This window comes from Collimonas rhizosphaerae (assembly GCF_038896935.1).
Classification (GTDB): domain Bacteria; phylum Pseudomonadota; class Gammaproteobacteria; order Burkholderiales; family Burkholderiaceae_D; genus Collimonas; species Collimonas rhizosphaerae.
Map to the genome: position 1 here is coordinate 138,603 of NZ_JBANDC010000012.1, position 15,192 is coordinate 153,794.

A 15,192-nucleotide genomic window follows, 5' to 3' on the forward strand; every position below is an offset into this window, starting at 1 on the left:
CCCGGCAATCCAGCGCCGGGCAGGGCTGGTTTCAGATATACAGGTCGACCCCTGCGCCGGCTGAGGCGCCCGGGTCTTTCTGGCGTTGCGCCTGCTTGTCTCGCAATGCTGCTTGAGCGCTTTGCAATCCATCCTGCGCCACAGGCGCTGACCCCAGCTGGCTCAGCCGGCTGATTTCATCCTCGATCGATGCAATCTGCTGCTGCAGCATTTTTACCCGCATGTCGGCCAGCGCCTGTTCCTCTTTCGACGACGGCATTTCCTTGAGTGCGGAAACCAGTTGTTTTTGCAGGCCGGCAAGCTGTTTTTGCAAGGCGGCGATCTGCGACGCGGCGCTGGCGGCGGATTGGGCCGAACCCTGGGCCGAGGCGATTCTTGAAATCATTTGCTTTCTTTCAGGATAGCTGTCATTCAGATAACGACAGGATTTCCAAAAACTTTAATACTGTGTGATGAGGAGCGAGGCACCGTAAAATGCCAGCCTGGACCTTGATCGAGAAGCACATGAACACACACAACCATTTGCACGGCGTCACGCTGGAGGCCATGCTGACCGAACTGGTCGCGCATTACGGCTGGGATGGACTGGGGCAGCGCATCGACATCCGCTGTTTCAAGAGCGATCCCAGCATCAAATCCAGCCTGACGTTTTTGCGCAAGACCGAGTGGGCGCGCGAAAAGGTGGAAGCCCTGTATGTCGGCATGCGGCGCGCGATGAAATGAGCTTTTGAAAAATGAGGTAAAGTTTTGCGACGGCGCCTGTTCTTGCGCTGTCCCCCAGAATATGAAAAATTCCTCAGCGCGCCATTCCGCAGTCGAGTCACTGGCGCTTGTTGACCTGATGCTTTGCTTACCGCAGGAAGAACCGGCATGCGCAACGTGATTTATAAAACGGTGGTCTTGAAAGCGACTCCCGACGCTTTGTTCGACATGTACGTCGATCCGGTGCTGCACCAGGCGATCACCGGCTTGCCGGTCACCATAAGCGCCGAGGCCGGCGCCGAATTCGAGGCTTTCGACGGCGCCCTGACCGGCGTGATGCTGCAGGTGGTCAAGCCCAGGCTGATCGTGCAGACCTGGCGCTCGCCGGCATTTGCGGCGGACGATCCGGATTCGATCCTGATCCTGTCGTTCCACCCGCAAGGCGAGCATGGCCGTATAGAGCTGGTGCACCTGGATGTGCCGGACCAGGATTACGAAGAGGTCAAGCTCGGCTGGCGCGAAAAATATTTCGAGCCTTGGCGTGAGTTCCTCGCGAGTTGAAGCGCCGGCCGGGCTGCGCCGGGATATGTTGTGCAATAGCGACTATGTTGCGAGCTTGCCAAGCTGTTTCTTGCGTGTTGCGACCACGCGCTGGATGTTTCCAGACTACCGCTCCAGGCCTTCGAATTTTTTGTCCGCCGCCTGGCATCCATGCAAGCAGGCCGATCTTTTGCGGCGACAGTTGCTCCAAGCGCAGGCTGCCGCCAACCGGCCTGGCATCGCAGATGACGATTGATTAACAAGCCTGGACAGCGGTATTGTCATAGTTGACATGACTGGCGATATCCCTGATTTGTAAACCTGTTAAAAGTGACAGGTGTGGCAGTTTCCAATTCTCACTAGAATTAAACCGTCTATCGGAGCCTATCCTCTCCTATGTTGATATTTAGCCCGCTGCCGCAAGGCAGTGGGCTTTTTTTTCGGATCTCCTCCAGGGGCTTCTGCGCCGCGCTCCGGCATCGCTTGACCGCCATCTCGCCATGGGCATGCGGCTTTTCATGGCCGCCCCGGAGATTGCTTCCTCCTTGTACTTCCGCTTAAGATCTGCCATTGCTCGACGCCAGGTCCGCATCGCTACAGGGAAAACAGAATGCAAAAACTCAAACCAGTCTTGACAGCGCTTTTATTCTTTGGCTGCGCCATGCTGCTTGCGGGCTGTGCTTCCTTGTCTACATCGATTTCGCAGTTCAAGGACGGCAACTATGTCGCCAGCGTGCAATCGACCCTGGTCTATCTCGACGACAAATACAAGAAAGCGGACTACGACGACAGCGATGAAAGAAACGGCATCCGCGAACGCCTGCGGATTATCGAAAGCAGTTATGCAACCACAGTCCAGACTGCCAGCGGCCAGGAGTACGACAGGAAGATAGCCGCCTATTCGGATTTGCTGGCAATCCGGACCATGCTGGCCAGCAGGCCGTACTATTCCAAATATACGGATTTGCCGGATCGCTACCTCGAGGTCGGCCTGCGGGAAAATCTGGCCGGGCAGTACTACCTGAAAGGCAGGGCTGCCGCTGCCGTCAAGGACGACCGGATGGCGGCTGTCAGCTATGCCGCAGCCGCCGACGCCTACCAGAAATACGGCGACTATAAAGACGCAAGGAAACTGGCGGACAAGTACAAATATGCGGCAGACAGCAAGGATGCTGCAACGTATTACCAGCAGGGGGCGGAGCTGGCTGCGAATAATCCGCAGCGCCGCAAGGCGCTGTACCGCGACGCCAGCCTGGCCTTTTTCAATGCCTACGATGTTTACCGCCAGCACGGCGCCTACAAGGATGCGCAGCCGCTGTCCGACAAATATCGCAACATGGGCACCGTGGTCCTGCAAATCAGCAGCAATGAACCGAATGGCGACATCACCAGGAGCGTGCTGGCGCTGTTCGACCTGGGGTTCACCCGCTTTCAGTACCAGGGCGGCGGCACTGCCGACCTCGGCATGTATCTCAATACCTCGTATATCTATCAGCCGCCCAAGTACAGCCAATACGTAGAGGCGATGAGCGAGAATGTGGAATATAAAAAGCCTGACGGCAGCATCGCCGTGCGTACCTACCGTTTCAACCGCAAGGTGGTCGAGGAAGCCAACGCCATGCAGGTCGTCCTCGATCTTTCCGTGACCAGGGTGCCGAGCCTGGACCTGCGTTATAACGAAGTCGCCGAAAGCCGCCGCGCCACCATCAGCTATTACGGCGACGTGCCCGGTACTGGCCGTTACGGCTACCGCACCGAAGGCTACCTGATGGACCGCGACCAGTTATGGCGCGCAGCCCAGGCGCAGCTGATCAACCGGCTCAACAGCGATAACCGGATCAGGATGATCCAGGACGATATACGCAATTTCTAGAGAATGCCGTTGCCGGAAAATTTCCGTCCCATCCTGCTAAACTGTGAAGCCTCGCAGCGGGATTTTTCCCGATTTTTATTTCAGCTTCTTACCTGCCTATGACTTCGATCCGCGGTCCATCCTTCCAGCTAGTCGACCAGATCGATGCCGAGCAATTGCAGCGCCAAGGCGGTTTCGGCGCGCGCACCCGGCCCTTGCTGGTCAAGGGCGCATTACGCAACTGGCCGGCGCAGCAGAACTGGTCGTTCGAACAGATGGCGGCGCTGCGCTACAAGGACGGTTCCGAACCTAAAGTGAAATTCCAGAACGGCCTGGTGGAGCAGGGCCAGACCCAGCCGCGGCCGGTGATGCCGGTCGGCCCCTATCTGCAAGGACTGGCGACGCTGGCTAAGCGTGCCCTGCCGGACGATGTCGGCCTGCTGCCGGACCGGCGCCGCCATCAGCTGGCGCCGGGCGAACAGTTTTTCCTCGACTGGGCGCACATGCAAACGTTCCAGCCCGACCGCATGTACCTGGCGCAGTGGAATATCCTCGACGAATTCCCGGCGCTGCGCCATGACTTCTCGATCAAGGACCTGTGGCCGGGTAGGCGCTGGACCTGGGAATATGTCTTCATGGGGCCGGCCAATACGGTCACCGGCCTGCATTACGACTTTCCGCACAACTGGTTTTGCCAGGTGCGCGGCAGCAAGGAATTCATCTTGTTCCCGCCTGAGCAAACGCCGCACATGTGCATTTCCGAGAAATACGACTGGGGCGCGATCCTGAGCGATATCAATATCTCGCAGCTGGACCGGCAGCCGGACAAACTCAAGGAATTCGAAAAAACGCAGGGCCTGTATGCACGGGTCGAGGCGGGTGATGCATTGTTCATCCCCAAGCGCACCTGGCATGCGGTGGTGTCGCTGGAGCCGTCGATCAGCCTGGGCGTGTTCGGCCTGACTGCACCCGAAGTATTGTTTGGCGGCGTGCCGAACGAGATCAAAAACATTTTCCACAAGATGCACCTGTACCGCTGGGGCAATTGCACCTGCCACAAATTCTAGCCTGCCCAATTCGACCAGGCCTCAATGAACCGGCAACACTCTCATCTGTTTCTCTGGCGCGGCCGGGCCCTGGTCATCGGCCCCGGCATCGATTCCCGCTTCCACGCCCATTTCGGCACCCAGCTGACCTGGGGCCTGGACGGACCATTCCAGGCGCGCCTGGCGCCGGACCAGCCGTGGACCACCACCCGCGCCGCCATCTTCGCTTCCAGCCAGCCGCACCAGATCCATTGCGACGCCACGCAGCTGGCGCACCTGTTTGTCGAATTGCCGCAGCGCGCGCAAGGCGCAGCAAGCGTGCTGGCGGCCGCCTATGCCAGCGACCCAGGCTTCGCGCAAGTGCAAGCCGGGCTGGCCCAGGCCAGGCTGGGCCAGCTTGAGCTGCCGCAAGCCGAGCAGCTGGGCCAGGAATGGCTGGATTGCACGACCCTGGCTGGGCCGGCGCAGCCAGGTTTCGACCGCCGGATCAGCCAGGCGCTGGCGCTGATAGCCGCGCAGCCGGGGCCGGCGGTCAGCGGCGCGGCGCTGGCGGCTGCCGTGCATCTGTCGGCCAGCCGCTTTACCCATCTGTTCCGCCAGCAGACCGGCTTGTCGCTGTCGCGTTACCTGCTGTGGTCGCGCTTGCTGGCCGCGGTCGAGGCGGTGGGGCGCGGCGACAACATGACGCATGCCGCACATGCGGCCGGTTTCGCCGACCTGGCGCACATGAGCCGGACCTTTCGCCACACCTTCGGCGTGGTGCCGTCTGAGCTGCAAAAGATGGCGATTGCGTTCAAGCGCGCAGAAAAATGATGGTCTAAGATGGTTGTACATAAAAAAGATGGAGACCGTCATGAACCAGCAGTCGCAGCAGGCAGCGGGCCGTTCCATAGACACCTTGCTAGCCAAATACTCCGAAAGCCACCTGAACCCGGTCAATGAAGTGATCCACTTCATTTGCGTGCCGGTCATCGTGTTTACCCTGCTCGGTTTGCTGTGGACCATCCACCCCGGGGTGGCGCTGGCGGCCGTGCTGGCCTCCTTGCTTTACTATTTTTCCTTGTCTGTGCCGTTTGCCTTCGGCATGCTGCTGATGTCTGGCGCGATGCTGGCCTTGCTGTATGTACTGCCGCCCGGGCTGGTGCTGCCGCTGTCGGTCAGCGTGTTCGTGATCGCCTGGATCGGGCAGTTCGTCGGCCATAAGATCGAGGGTAAGAAACCATCGTTTTTCGACGATTTGCGTTTCCTCCTGATTGGTCCCTTGTTTGTCCTCGGTTTCCTGTACCGCCGCCTGCACATCGCCTATTAGGGCCTGTTGCCATATGCCGGCTGCACCCTTGAATATCGCCGTCTTTGGCGCCGGCGCCGTCGGCATTTATGTCGGCGCTTCGCTGCTGGCCGCGGGCGCCGACGTGGTCCTGATCGGCCGGGCGCGCATGCGTGGGCAGATCGCCAGCCAGGGTTTGCTGCTGAGCGACCTGGAAGGGCGCCGGCAACGGCTTGAAGGCGATCAGGTTCCCTACCAGGAAAGCCCGTCGGCGCTGGCCGCGGCCGACCTGATCCTGGTCACCGTCAAGAGCGCCGACAGCGCCGCCGCGGCGAGCGCGATTGCCGGCTGGGCCAAGCCGGCGGCGCTGGTCGTCAGCTTGCAAAACGGCGTTGGCAATATCGACACCCTGCGCAGCCTGCTGGCCGGCCGGCAGGTGCTGGCGGCCATGGTGCCGTTCAATGTGGTGCAGATGGAAGGCAACCGCTTTCACCGCGCCAGCGGCGGTGAACTGATGGTGGAGGCGGCCGCCGGGCTGGAGCCCTGGCTGGCGCTGTTTCGCCAGGCCGGCCTGCCGCTGCAGCAGTGCCAGGATATCGCGGCAGTCCAATGGGGCAAGCTGTTGCTGAATTTGAATAATGCAGTCAATGCGCTCTCCGGCCTGGCGCTCAAAAGCGAGTTGTCGCAACGCGCCTACCGCCGTTGCCTGGCCCTGCTGATCGAAGAAGCGTTGGCCGTTTTGCGCGCCGCCGGGATTCACCCGGCCAGGATCGCCAAGGCCGGGCCGCGGCTGCTGCCAGCCTTGTTGCGTTTGCCCGACGCGATTTTTACGCGGGTTGCCGCAACCATGCTGAAAATCGATCCCGAGGCGCGCTCTTCGATGTGGCAAGACTTGCAAGCAAGGCGCCTGACGGAAGTGGATTACCTGAACGGTGCTATCGTGCGCCTGGCCGAATCGCTGGCGCGCGACGCGCCCGCCAACCGGCGTATCACGGCGCTGGTGCACGCCGCCGAACAGGGCGGTTTACAGCCGTTGTCCGGCGCGGCGCTGTATCGCGCCCTGCGCGCCTGAGCACAGCCGCGCGGCTAAAGTTTTCTGTAAATGACGGAACATAAAGCATCCAGCCTGGCTCGAAACAGAGCGGTTGCAACCGAGATCGTCCTGGTAAATCCACTTCCAAAGAAAGGTCCGATATGAAGAAGTTCCTAGGCGCACTGACGCTATTGCTGGCCATTACTCCCTGGGTTCATGCGCAGAACGAACCCATGCCGCGACCCGAACCGGGAGCTGGACTGGAAGGACATCCCGATGCGCGCAACGACAGGCGGCCCGAGTCGTTTTACGATGGCAGCCATCGCATGGGGACCCACAGCGTAATGCGTTGCAAGGATGGGACGATGCGCAAGGCGCGCGCCGATGCCTGCCGCGGCCATGATGAAAAACCAAAATGAAACTCGCGGGCGACAAATATCGTAGAGATATATAGATAGAAAATATCTGTTATCAGACAAATAAAGCAGACACGATTGCTGCGTCGCCATATAGTTACACCTGTCTCCTCCAACACCTCCTAAGGTTTGGATTCAGCCCGCAACCGCAAGGTGAGCGGGCTTTTTTTTGCCTGCGCGAATCGCGTGCACAGCGTGGGCAACCATTCATGGCGAGACATTTGACCCTGCCGCGAGCATTATCGAAAAAATGATATGAATCAAAGGCTTGGATTTTTTACGATGAAGTTATCAACAGGCTTGCGCACATTTTCTGTGGGTAACTCGGGTTGGTGTTGAGCCAGGCTGTTTTATAGGTAAAAAAAAGCCCCGCGAAAGGCGGGGCTGATTCGAGCATGTCTGACGGCGCCGTGTTTTCAGAAACGCAGGAAAGAACCGCTCAATTTCTTGTAAGGCGCGCTCCAGACGGTCAGTACCTTGTCAAGCAGGCTCGGCTGTTGTTTAGCCTCGGTCTTGTACATATCAGGGCGAGCCTGGGCTTGCATCGCGCGTGTCGACAGCGGCAGTGGAGGGGAGATGCTGGCCATGATATTTCCTTTCAGTTAGTCGTCTATGTTGCAGTGCAGTATATGCAATCCTCAATGACTAATCCAATTTCGCTTTCACATACACGCCATACGGTTTGTGAATATCAGTCGGCCTTCCCCGGATGAATGGCGGCATATGCCGAAGCCGCATAAGCATATAGCTAACATATTGGCAGCCGACAATTTTCGTGCTGTAATGCAGCAAGCCGCATCGTCGCAGAATAATGCGGTAACCCTCACTGTGGAAACGGAGAAAAATCATGAAAAAACTGACAGGTCTGGCACTGCTCGCTTGCTGCTTTGTGTTTAACCCGGCTTTTGCCGCAAATGCCCAGCAAAGCAAGATGGCGACATGCAACAAGGATGCGACCGGTAAAGCTGGCGACGACCGCAAAGCTTTCATGAAAGATTGCCTGAGCAAAAAACCGGCAGCCGCGGCTCCCATGACGCAGCAAGAGAAAATGAAGTCTTGCAACGTCGACGCTACCGGCAAGAAGGGCGACGATCGCAAGGCGTTCATGAAAGAATGCCTGTCGAAGCCTAAGGCATAAGACATTTCTTCGCGCATTCCCGCAGTAGCAAAAAGCCCTGTCGCAGACGGGGCTTTTTCATTTTGTTACCAAATTGCTTCCTTGTTGCGGGAATTAATGTTTACTATGCAAAGTCGAAACCAAGCCCGCACTTTTTAAGGAACACATATGAAAAAAATAGCGCTCACCCTTACTCTTGGCCTCGCTTGCGTCGCCGTCCAGGCTGCTCCCGACTGGCAATCGGTCGGTTCCAGCGATACCGCAGAGCTCAAGCTGGACCAGAATTCGATCAAGGAAAACAAGGGCATCCGCGAAGCATGGTCCATGTGGAACTTCAAGGAAGCGCGCAAGAATGACGGCGACGCCAAGGTGCTGCCTACCTTCAAGTCGTACCAGGATTTGACGGTGTACGACTGCAAGGCCAAGACCTTGAGCCTGAAGAGGGAAATCCTGTTTGCCGATGCTGACGGCGCCGGCGCCAGGGTGGATCACAGCGATGCCTTGAAGAATTCGACGTATGCCGCGCCAGCCAAGGATTCGGTGGCCGAAGTCATGATGAATTTCGTTTGCGCATTTCCTCTCGACGGCAAGCCGGCCGCTGCAGCGCCAGCTTCGGCCCCGGCCCCGGCTCAAAAAAGCAAATAAGCCAGTCCTTTTTCTAGCCAGGCACTCGCAGGCACTCACGCAATCGTCGCGCTGAGTCCTGCGATTTTTTTTGCGCGCTAGACGTTGTAAGACTCCAGCGCTTCAACGAATACAAAGAATTCGTTCTTGCCGGCCCGCTTGGCCTGGTACATGGCAATATCGGCCTGCGACATCAGTTGCGAAGTAGAGATGCTGGCGCCGCCATACAAGGCGATGCCGATCGAGGCGCTGAGTTCGAATATGGTGCCGGCGATATTGAACGGTATGCCGATCGCCGCCAGCAGTTGCTGGGCGACGCCGATCGCTGCATTGCGGGTGTCGGTCAGGTCTGTCAGCAGGATCACAAACTCGTCGCCGCCCAGGCGCGCCACGGTATCGGTGTTGCGGCGCCCATCCAGCAAGCGCGCTGCAACCTGGCACAGGATGGCGTCCCCAGCCTCATGTCCGTATTCATCGTTGATCGGCTTGAAATCGTCGAGATCGCAGAACAGCAGGGCAAAATGCGTGCTGTCGCGCTGCGCGCGCGCCATCACCTGCTGCAAGCGGTCTTCCAGCATGGCCCGGTTGCACAAGCCGGTGAGCGCATCGTGGTGCGCCATGAACGCCATGCGCGCCTCGCTCTCCTTCAGCGCCATTTCCTTGTCGCGCAGCCGTTCCACCAGGTAGTTAAACCCCAGAACCAGGCTGCCTACCTCATCCTGCCGCCCGACCGGCAGCGGCGCCAGCTGGCGTTTGCCGTCCGCCATTTCACGCATCGCATGCGCGGCGTCGGTCAGCGGCCGCAAGGTGCGCGGCAACAGCAGCATCATGATGGCAATCATGCCGACCACGATCAGCAGCGTGTTCTTGAGATAAAAACCGAGCATGGCGTTGATCGGATGGAATACCTCGGCGGTCGGCATGCGGGCGACGACAAACCAGCCGGTGCTGGGCACCGTCACCATCGCCGACAGCTCCTCGACGCCTTTGGCATTGATGGTGATCCCGGTGCCGCGGTAACCCGCCATGGCGCGGTCATGCAGCAGGTTGACACCGGTGGGCGGGGTCGGTTTCAGCACCATGGCCGGGTCGCTGGCGCCGACGAACAGCTTGTCGGCCGGCGACACCAGCAGGAATCCGCCGCTGACGCCGAGCTGGGTTTCCTGCAGGCGATCCAGGAAACCTGGCGTATTGAGCACTACCACGCCCGCCAGCACTGCCACCACCTGGCGCGCCGCGTTGCGCACCGGCGCCGCCATGATCAGGATCGGCTCGCCGTTGGCGCGGCCGCGCTGCGGCCTGCCCATCACCGGAGCATCGGCCTGCAATGCAGCCTGAAACCACGCGATTCCGGAAAAAGCCAGCTTGCTGCGCCCGGCCACTACCGGATATTCCGCCAGCAGGCCGTCGCCGTCCGGCTTCACCACCAGCAGGCCGCTGTTAAACAAAGGATTCACGCGCTGCCGTTCTTCAAGCCAGACGGTCAGTTTCTCCGGCTGCTGCAGCAATGTCGGCGGCAGCGCCGAACTCAGTTCGGCGATCAGCGCCTGGCGCGCCTGGACGCTATGGTCAATGTCGCGTGCGATATACGATGCAATCGATAATTGCTGGGCCGCCACCTCCTCGCGCAGCAGTCCCTGGGCGAACGGCAGCGCAAAAAACAGGCGCAAGCCGATCCCGGCCACGATAATCAGTATACCGAGGCCGATCAGGCGGAACTTGATGCTTTGGAAGATTGGCATGAGGGAATGATACAGAAATCAGCCGGTTCACAGCATTCCGCGGGCCAATCTGTGGCGCGGCGGCGATGTGCGGCTATTTCCTCATTTTGGTGCTAACGGTTTTTGCTATACTGCTGCCTGCAATGCAAGTCTCGCCATAGTTCACGGCGTGGAATGAGACTGAAACCCCGCGCCACATCTACCTCCCACTATTTGCTGTAGCAAATTCGTAGCATTCATTTCTTTGGCATTAATGCGGATTTTCGTTGCTTCGAACTCTCGCAATACGCCAGATCGAGTTGTACATCGTTACAGATACGGGAATTGACGATAAGCCTACAATTTATATTTTCAGTTTGAAAACGAATTTATTGGATGCGCCCGAGGAGGGAAAGCACATGGCACAATCGCCGTCGCCATCTACAAATATTTCATACGAAGATCTCGGGCCTCCTGGGGTACGCGGCGAATTGCACGTACTAGCCCTCATGAAGGACGAAACCAGGAAAAACGCCGACCGTCTCAATGACAGCACGACTAGGCAATTCAAGCTCGCGGCGCGACTAGCAAAGTTCCCCGTTGTGACTGAGGGCATCAAGGGAGACTTCAACGAGAATGATGGAGGGTCTTACTTGCTCCGGACGAAAGATAGCGCATTTAGTAGGATTCGGTGTACTGGCGGGACGTTCGAAGTACGGACGAATCAGGCCGGAGAACATTCGCTTCTCGAATTCGAATGTGAAGCCACAAGCACGACTGACGCACGAAATAAATTCTTGGCTGCAGTGTTGCCATTTCTCGACTGCATAACTTACCACGCTGACAGCCCGCTCTTTATAACTTCGGTGCGAATTGAGGATATCAAGAACCAACGCATAACCATTGACTACATTGCACCGTATCGGCACTCAACCGTCAATCCGCACACGGGTAGCCCATTCCTCGAACTTCTACCCGTCTACGCAATGTACCGGGAAGCAAAGAATTCGAGCAGCGATTTCTACAAATTTCTTTGTTACCATAAGCTGCTGGAGGGGCTATTTGGTGCCAGGCGGACAGAACTTTTTAGAACAGCGAAAAACAACGGATTGACCATCACGCGCGTACCAGAGTTGATCCCAGATGCCCCGGCAATAGATACGGCTTATCGACAATATATTGGGAAACCAATTAAGGGCTTCTTTGATACAGTCCTCACGCCACGATTTCGCAACGCCGTTGCTCACTTTATTACGGACGATGGAGCGGTGCTGAACATGAGTGCTCCAGAGCATATCGATAGCTATTCTGGCGTGCTATACATCACCGAATTGTGTGTGCGTACGGTTATTGATAATTATCAACGCATGCTCACGGAATTCTATGACCAGCAAAATAAAGCTTAGGAGAATGGGGCAACGCGAGGGCATATCGTTGCCCGCTGTGGACGCGGGTTCGATTCCCGCCGCCTCCACCATTACAAACCACTCCAAACCACGCCAGACCGCATAAACACAATGGAACAGATTCTCACGTACATACCTGTCACCGCCCCGCTAAGAGAACGACAAGCGCCTTATCTCTAACAAGCAAACCTATATGTTTGGCGCGGGTTCTGCTCTCATTCCGTGCCGTGAACTTGGGGGATTGGCTGTCGCTGAGTCTGACGCCTCAAATCTGGGTGATAGTTGGGAGATGGGAGAATCTTGAGGTCATCTTAGACAACCTGAAACAATATTAACTCCCCGGAGAGCTACAGTTTACGTTGTCTAAGATGATGGCCAATGTGCAGACGATAACTGGTCTTTTACGACGTCGAAAAAAGTATCGAAGACTTTTCGAATGGCCACATAAATTCCGCTTATGCCGCGCCATGTATTGGCGGCAATAAAGGTTCAAGCTTTCTGGTAGCCGTAATGAACGGGTCAAAGGTCAAGTGTTTGCTGCCAGCGAGCAGCAACGTCATTGTATATTGCACTTTGGTGCCCACTTCGTTGACGCGGCCACCCCAAACGGTGCCTCCGTGCTGTGGATACGGCCTGGGATGTACGATGTCTGGAATTGCTTGCCCGCTAAAACCGAGAATGCGAATTGTTTCGGCGGGATCAATTGAGGCAACGGTCCAGACGATCGTATCATGCTCATGGCAAGTCGTAATCAATCCATTGCCACCTTCACTGCCATCACCGGAGTATCCGGTCGTGTCCACCATGAAGACGTATTTGCTCAGATTATTGGTGGCAATGGCTTTACCTACGTTTACGATGACCAAGACATCGACAATTCTCGACAATGTACTAATTCTGGACATGATTTAATCCTCAAAATTTTGAGAGCGCGGGCTGGGCTACGCTACGCCCGCGCTTTCATTGCCGCTAAAATATTCAGAGAAGAAAAAGATAAAGCCTGAACAGCCCTATTGGTAACTTGCCTTGCCTATATTCTTGACACGCTGACCGGAACAGATTTACTCCTGCATTGCCCCAGCACGTTTTCCAAGAACACCAGGTTATTGCGGATTGGTCGCTGTAATGAAGGGGTCAAATGTCAGCTGCACGCTACCTTCCAGCAGTAATGTCATGGTGTATTGAATGTGGTTGCCAGCCTGGTTAACGCGCCCGCCCCAGGTGGTGCCGTCATACTGCGGATATTTCATGGGGTTGACCATGTTGGGGATGGCTTGTCCGGCGAAGCCTAGAATAGCGACTGATTCGGCGGGGTCGATAGAGGCGACGGTCCAGACGATCGTGTCGCCATTGCGGCACGTTGTGATCAATTCGTTACCCCCTTCGCTGCCATCACCGGAATATCCGGTCGTATCTACCATGAAGACATATTTGCTCAGATTTTTCGTCGCTACGGCTTGGCCTACATTTACGGCCACCAATACACAAATTGTAGACATGATTTAATCCCTTATAAAAGTTTAGAACGTCATGAAACTACTCTTGTGACGACAGCATGAGAGCGATCTGTTTTCCGGACTTTTAAAAAATGCCAGTATGTTTTCGCGTTGTTCACTTCTTCAATGGCGCACTCAATAGACGCGCCAAAAACAACCACTTGAGTAGCATGAAGTATTTTGCGCAGTCAGATTTTCTGTGCCCATGAGGAAGTCACGCTGTAAGAATAGATCACACATTTAGCCGATGTAACTGTGATAAGTGACAGGTGAGTTGTGACAAAGAAGTGAGCAGGTGGATCCGCCCGCAGCTGTCTACGACCGGGGTCCTGGGATCACATCCGGCACGCATCATGCCGTGCAGGTGGGAACTACTTTTTGAATGAGAAAAAGGCTCCCGTTCGATTCGGCCTGCGCCAAGATGGCGCAGAATCTTAGAGCAATTGGCCTAACGCCCCAGAATGCATTGCTTGTCAATTTGGGACAGAGGTACAGAGGGCTAGGCCCCAATCGTAGCACTGACGCATATTCTTACAAGATGCCGCCCCTCAAGTTTGGCGCATCGGGAATTGGCCCCTTAGCTGAACACCAAAGGACCCAGGTTCGTTCCTTTGGCGAGCAGATGCATGGCTTATGGATGTGCGAGTGTACTAGCATCAGTCCAGGTGTAGCCCAATGTCGTAATGCACTGAATTATGTTTTTGAAGTCGGTGAATCCCGTCGTAACCAACGGCGCGAGCGACGACTCCAGCCAGAACGGATGAAAGAAGAAAGATGCGAATCCATCTCGTACCACCGTGGCATATTGGGCATTAAGACAAATATCTTGCCAAGTGTAGGTAATATTTGAAGATGGATCGATAGAGCTAATATTGTATTCAATATTCCCCAGATTTTCCGGCACGATCCACTGGCCGTAGTAGTCTTGCTTGATGACGTAGGGGAAGAATTGTCCAACTTGAAAATCCTTACTCACGGTCGCCGTAAAATTAGGGGTGTCGGAGGTGTAATAGACGGCGCGCTGATAGGTTGTATTAAATACTAGCGGCACAGCCTTCGTGCTCAGCGGTGATGCCTGATAGTGCGGTGTCTCCCAGGCAAATGGCGCGTAACCGTTATTCTGGAATTCTGTCTTTCCCGCCAGGAGACGTCCCAATGCCCATGCAGTCGAATCTTCGGCCACCGGAGTATTCGCCACGGCATTCCAGAATTCAAAATCATCGGCACTGACCCCTGTATTCTTATTCCGCATCGAATCGTATTGATGGGTATATCCATGCATCAGAATTTTCCCGCCTCGCGCCAGCGCGTAATTTAGCGACGTCTTGAGAGTCCCGGCCTGCGACAACGGTACTTCTTCTCGCACCCCGCCGTTGTACACACCCAAAGGGTCCATATAGTGTGGAATAGTCGCAATCGAAAATGGAATGTGTTGGCTCAGCAAATAGTCCGACAGTGTTTGCATTGTGCCGAAATTGACCAATGCATCGACGTCTTCCAGCCGTACCAGGGCTTTATGGCTTACCGGTTGATTGTCGGCGAATATGTCATGCAATATGTCGCAAAGCACCAGATAGCGGTCGCGTGGGCCGATGTATGACAATGGCAAGTCAGCGAAATACCAGAAATTGCCGGAGCGGATAATATATGGCGCCTGCGCGGACGTCTTGCTGTTTGTAATCGTTACCAGCGCCTGTGCCTTGGTCGTATCGATGACCTGCGTGATGCCGACGTCGGGATCTGCGTTTACTGTGTTGCTCGGAGCATCGTATGCATAGTACTTCACCATCGACTTACCCTTGTAGGAGACGGTGTCGAAGAAACCCGGTGCCGGGTTGCTCGAGCTGGGCGGCGCATTCAATCCCTGCAAGCCGTTAAAGCCGAATCCGTAATGGGTATTGAAGTTATACGCCGCATTCCATGCGAACTGCCACAGGTTGTATTTGAACCAGACGACGGTTTTCTGCGTGGCATTGACATCGTTAAGAAATGC

17 protein-coding genes are annotated in these 15,192 nt (G+C 56.2%); 11 read left to right on the plus strand and 6 right to left on the minus strand.

Annotated elements, in window-relative coordinates; translation table 11 throughout:
- Positions 1 to 31 precede the first annotated feature (31 nt).
- The gene (locus V8G57_RS17680) at positions 32 to 385 is read right to left on the minus strand and encodes a hypothetical protein (protein WP_342830486.1); all 354 of its coding nucleotides are present in this window, start codon (positions 383 to 385) and stop codon (positions 32 to 34) included.
- 119 nt (positions 386 to 504) lie between these two features.
- Between V8G57_RS17680 and V8G57_RS17685 the strand changes: the two genes are divergently transcribed.
- The 8 genes from V8G57_RS17685 (at position 505) to V8G57_RS17720 (ending at position 6,859) form a co-directional block, all read left to right on the plus strand.
- The gene (locus tag V8G57_RS17685; RefSeq protein ID WP_092400353.1) at positions 505 to 723 is read left to right on the plus strand and encodes a VF530 family protein; all 219 of its coding nucleotides are present in this window, start codon (positions 505 to 507) and stop codon (positions 721 to 723) included.
- 147 nt (positions 724 to 870) lie between these two features.
- Positions 871 to 1,263, plus strand: a complete 393-nt coding sequence (locus V8G57_RS17690) for an SRPBCC domain-containing protein (RefSeq protein ID WP_092400325.1) — start codon at positions 871 to 873, stop codon at positions 1,261 to 1,263.
- A 589-nt stretch (positions 1,264 to 1,852) separates the two neighbouring features.
- The gene (locus V8G57_RS17695; protein WP_342830487.1) at positions 1,853 to 3,115 is read left to right on the plus strand and encodes a hypothetical protein; all 1,263 of its coding nucleotides are present in this window, start codon (positions 1,853 to 1,855) and stop codon (positions 3,113 to 3,115) included.
- A 98-nt stretch (positions 3,116 to 3,213) separates the two neighbouring features.
- A complete protein-coding gene (locus V8G57_RS17700) occupies positions 3,214 to 4,161 on the plus strand; it encodes a cupin-like domain-containing protein (RefSeq protein ID WP_342830488.1) in 948 nt (315 codons plus the stop codon).
- 24 nt (positions 4,162 to 4,185) lie between these two features.
- Positions 4,186 to 4,953: a helix-turn-helix domain-containing protein gene (locus V8G57_RS17705; RefSeq protein WP_342830489.1), complete on the plus strand. Its 768-nt coding sequence runs from the start codon at positions 4,186 to 4,188 to the stop codon at positions 4,951 to 4,953.
- Positions 4,954 to 4,993: 40 nt separating this feature from the next.
- Positions 4,994 to 5,449 (plus strand): Mpo1 family 2-hydroxy fatty acid dioxygenase, encoded by a 456-nt coding sequence (locus V8G57_RS17710; RefSeq protein WP_254785186.1) that lies wholly within the window; start codon positions 4,994 to 4,996, stop codon positions 5,447 to 5,449.
- A 13-nt stretch (positions 5,450 to 5,462) separates the two neighbouring features.
- The gene (locus V8G57_RS17715; RefSeq protein WP_425458300.1) at positions 5,463 to 6,479 is read left to right on the plus strand and encodes a 2-dehydropantoate 2-reductase; all 1,017 of its coding nucleotides are present in this window, start codon (positions 5,463 to 5,465) and stop codon (positions 6,477 to 6,479) included.
- A gap of 122 nt (positions 6,480 to 6,601) precedes the next feature.
- Positions 6,602 to 6,859, plus strand: coding sequence for a hypothetical protein (locus V8G57_RS17720; RefSeq protein WP_139220145.1), 258 nt, complete (start codon positions 6,602 to 6,604; stop codon positions 6,857 to 6,859).
- Between the two features lie 413 nt (positions 6,860 to 7,272).
- Here V8G57_RS17720 and V8G57_RS17725 read toward each other — a convergent pair whose 3' ends face one another.
- Positions 7,273 to 7,443, minus strand: a complete 171-nt coding sequence (locus tag V8G57_RS17725; protein WP_175501108.1) for a hypothetical protein — start codon at positions 7,441 to 7,443, stop codon at positions 7,273 to 7,275.
- Positions 7,444 to 7,703: 260 nt separating this feature from the next.
- Here V8G57_RS17725 and V8G57_RS17730 point away from each other — a divergent pair, with 260 nt between their 5' ends.
- Both V8G57_RS17730 and V8G57_RS17735 read left to right on the plus strand, forming a co-directional pair.
- Positions 7,704 to 7,994: a PsiF family protein gene (locus V8G57_RS17730; RefSeq protein ID WP_092400337.1), complete on the plus strand. Its 291-nt coding sequence runs from the start codon at positions 7,704 to 7,706 to the stop codon at positions 7,992 to 7,994.
- 147 nt (positions 7,995 to 8,141) lie between these two features.
- Positions 8,142 to 8,618, plus strand: coding sequence for a surface-adhesin E family protein (locus V8G57_RS17735; RefSeq protein WP_092400339.1), 477 nt, complete (start codon positions 8,142 to 8,144; stop codon positions 8,616 to 8,618).
- Positions 8,619 to 8,695: 77 nt separating this feature from the next.
- Here the strand turns inward: V8G57_RS17735 and V8G57_RS17740 are convergent, their stop codons facing one another.
- Entirely contained in the window at positions 8,696 to 10,339 is a 1,644-nt protein-coding gene (locus V8G57_RS17740) for a diguanylate cyclase domain-containing protein (RefSeq protein ID WP_342830492.1), read from the minus strand.
- A 377-nt stretch (positions 10,340 to 10,716) separates the two neighbouring features.
- Here V8G57_RS17740 and mauJ point away from each other — a divergent pair, with 377 nt between their 5' ends.
- Complete coding sequence (gene mauJ, locus V8G57_RS17745) at positions 10,717 to 11,703, plus strand: methylamine utilization protein MauJ (RefSeq protein ID WP_342830494.1); 987 nt, start codon at positions 10,717 to 10,719, stop codon at positions 11,701 to 11,703.
- A gap of 455 nt (positions 11,704 to 12,158) precedes the next feature.
- On the opposite strand, the gene V8G57_RS17750 is transcribed toward mauJ, so the two are convergent.
- The 3 genes from V8G57_RS17750 to V8G57_RS17760 all read right to left on the minus strand — a co-directional run.
- Entirely contained in the window at positions 12,159 to 12,608 is a 450-nt protein-coding gene (locus V8G57_RS17750) for a hypothetical protein (protein WP_342830496.1), read from the minus strand.
- A 198-nt stretch (positions 12,609 to 12,806) separates the two neighbouring features.
- Positions 12,807 to 13,202: a hypothetical protein gene (locus V8G57_RS17755; RefSeq protein WP_342830497.1), complete on the minus strand. Its 396-nt coding sequence runs from the start codon at positions 13,200 to 13,202 to the stop codon at positions 12,807 to 12,809.
- Between the two features lie 628 nt (positions 13,203 to 13,830).
- On the minus strand, positions 13,831 to 15,192 hold a 1,362-nt coding region (locus V8G57_RS17760; protein WP_342830498.1), incomplete at its 5' end, for a DUF2334 domain-containing protein.

What these genes read in the sequence shown, in the direction of transcription:
- V8G57_RS17680 (WP_342830486.1), bottom strand. Translation starts at nt 385, where the DNA reads ATGATTTCAAGAATCGCCTCGGCCCAGGGTTCGGCCCAATCCGCCGCC.
- V8G57_RS17685 (WP_092400353.1), top strand. Translation starts at nt 505, where the DNA reads ATGAACACACACAACCATTTGCACGGCGTCACGCTGGAGGCCATGCTG.
- V8G57_RS17690 (WP_092400325.1), top strand. Translation starts at nt 871, where the DNA reads ATGCGCAACGTGATTTATAAAACGGTGGTCTTGAAAGCGACTCCCGAC.
- V8G57_RS17695 (WP_342830487.1), top strand. Translation starts at nt 1,853, where the DNA reads ATGCAAAAACTCAAACCAGTCTTGACAGCGCTTTTATTCTTTGGCTGC.
- V8G57_RS17700 (WP_342830488.1), top strand. Translation starts at nt 3,214, where the DNA reads ATGACTTCGATCCGCGGTCCATCCTTCCAGCTAGTCGACCAGATCGAT.
- V8G57_RS17705 (WP_342830489.1), top strand. Translation starts at nt 4,186, where the DNA reads ATGAACCGGCAACACTCTCATCTGTTTCTCTGGCGCGGCCGGGCCCTG.
- V8G57_RS17710 (WP_254785186.1), top strand. Translation starts at nt 4,994, where the DNA reads ATGAACCAGCAGTCGCAGCAGGCAGCGGGCCGTTCCATAGACACCTTG.
- V8G57_RS17715 (WP_425458300.1), top strand. Translation starts at nt 5,463, where the DNA reads ATGCCGGCTGCACCCTTGAATATCGCCGTCTTTGGCGCCGGCGCCGTC.
- V8G57_RS17720 (WP_139220145.1), top strand. Translation starts at nt 6,602, where the DNA reads ATGAAGAAGTTCCTAGGCGCACTGACGCTATTGCTGGCCATTACTCCC.
- V8G57_RS17725 (WP_175501108.1), bottom strand. Translation starts at nt 7,443, where the DNA reads ATGGCCAGCATCTCCCCTCCACTGCCGCTGTCGACACGCGCGATGCAA.
- V8G57_RS17730 (WP_092400337.1), top strand. Translation starts at nt 7,704, where the DNA reads ATGAAAAAACTGACAGGTCTGGCACTGCTCGCTTGCTGCTTTGTGTTT.
- V8G57_RS17735 (WP_092400339.1), top strand. Translation starts at nt 8,142, where the DNA reads ATGAAAAAAATAGCGCTCACCCTTACTCTTGGCCTCGCTTGCGTCGCC.
- V8G57_RS17740 (WP_342830492.1), bottom strand. Translation starts at nt 10,339, where the DNA reads ATGCCAATCTTCCAAAGCATCAAGTTCCGCCTGATCGGCCTCGGTATA.
- mauJ (WP_342830494.1), top strand. Translation starts at nt 10,717, where the DNA reads ATGGCACAATCGCCGTCGCCATCTACAAATATTTCATACGAAGATCTC.
- V8G57_RS17750 (WP_342830496.1), bottom strand. Translation starts at nt 12,608, where the DNA reads ATGTCCAGAATTAGTACATTGTCGAGAATTGTCGATGTCTTGGTCATC.
- V8G57_RS17755 (WP_342830497.1), bottom strand. Translation starts at nt 13,202, where the DNA reads ATGTCTACAATTTGTGTATTGGTGGCCGTAAATGTAGGCCAAGCCGTA.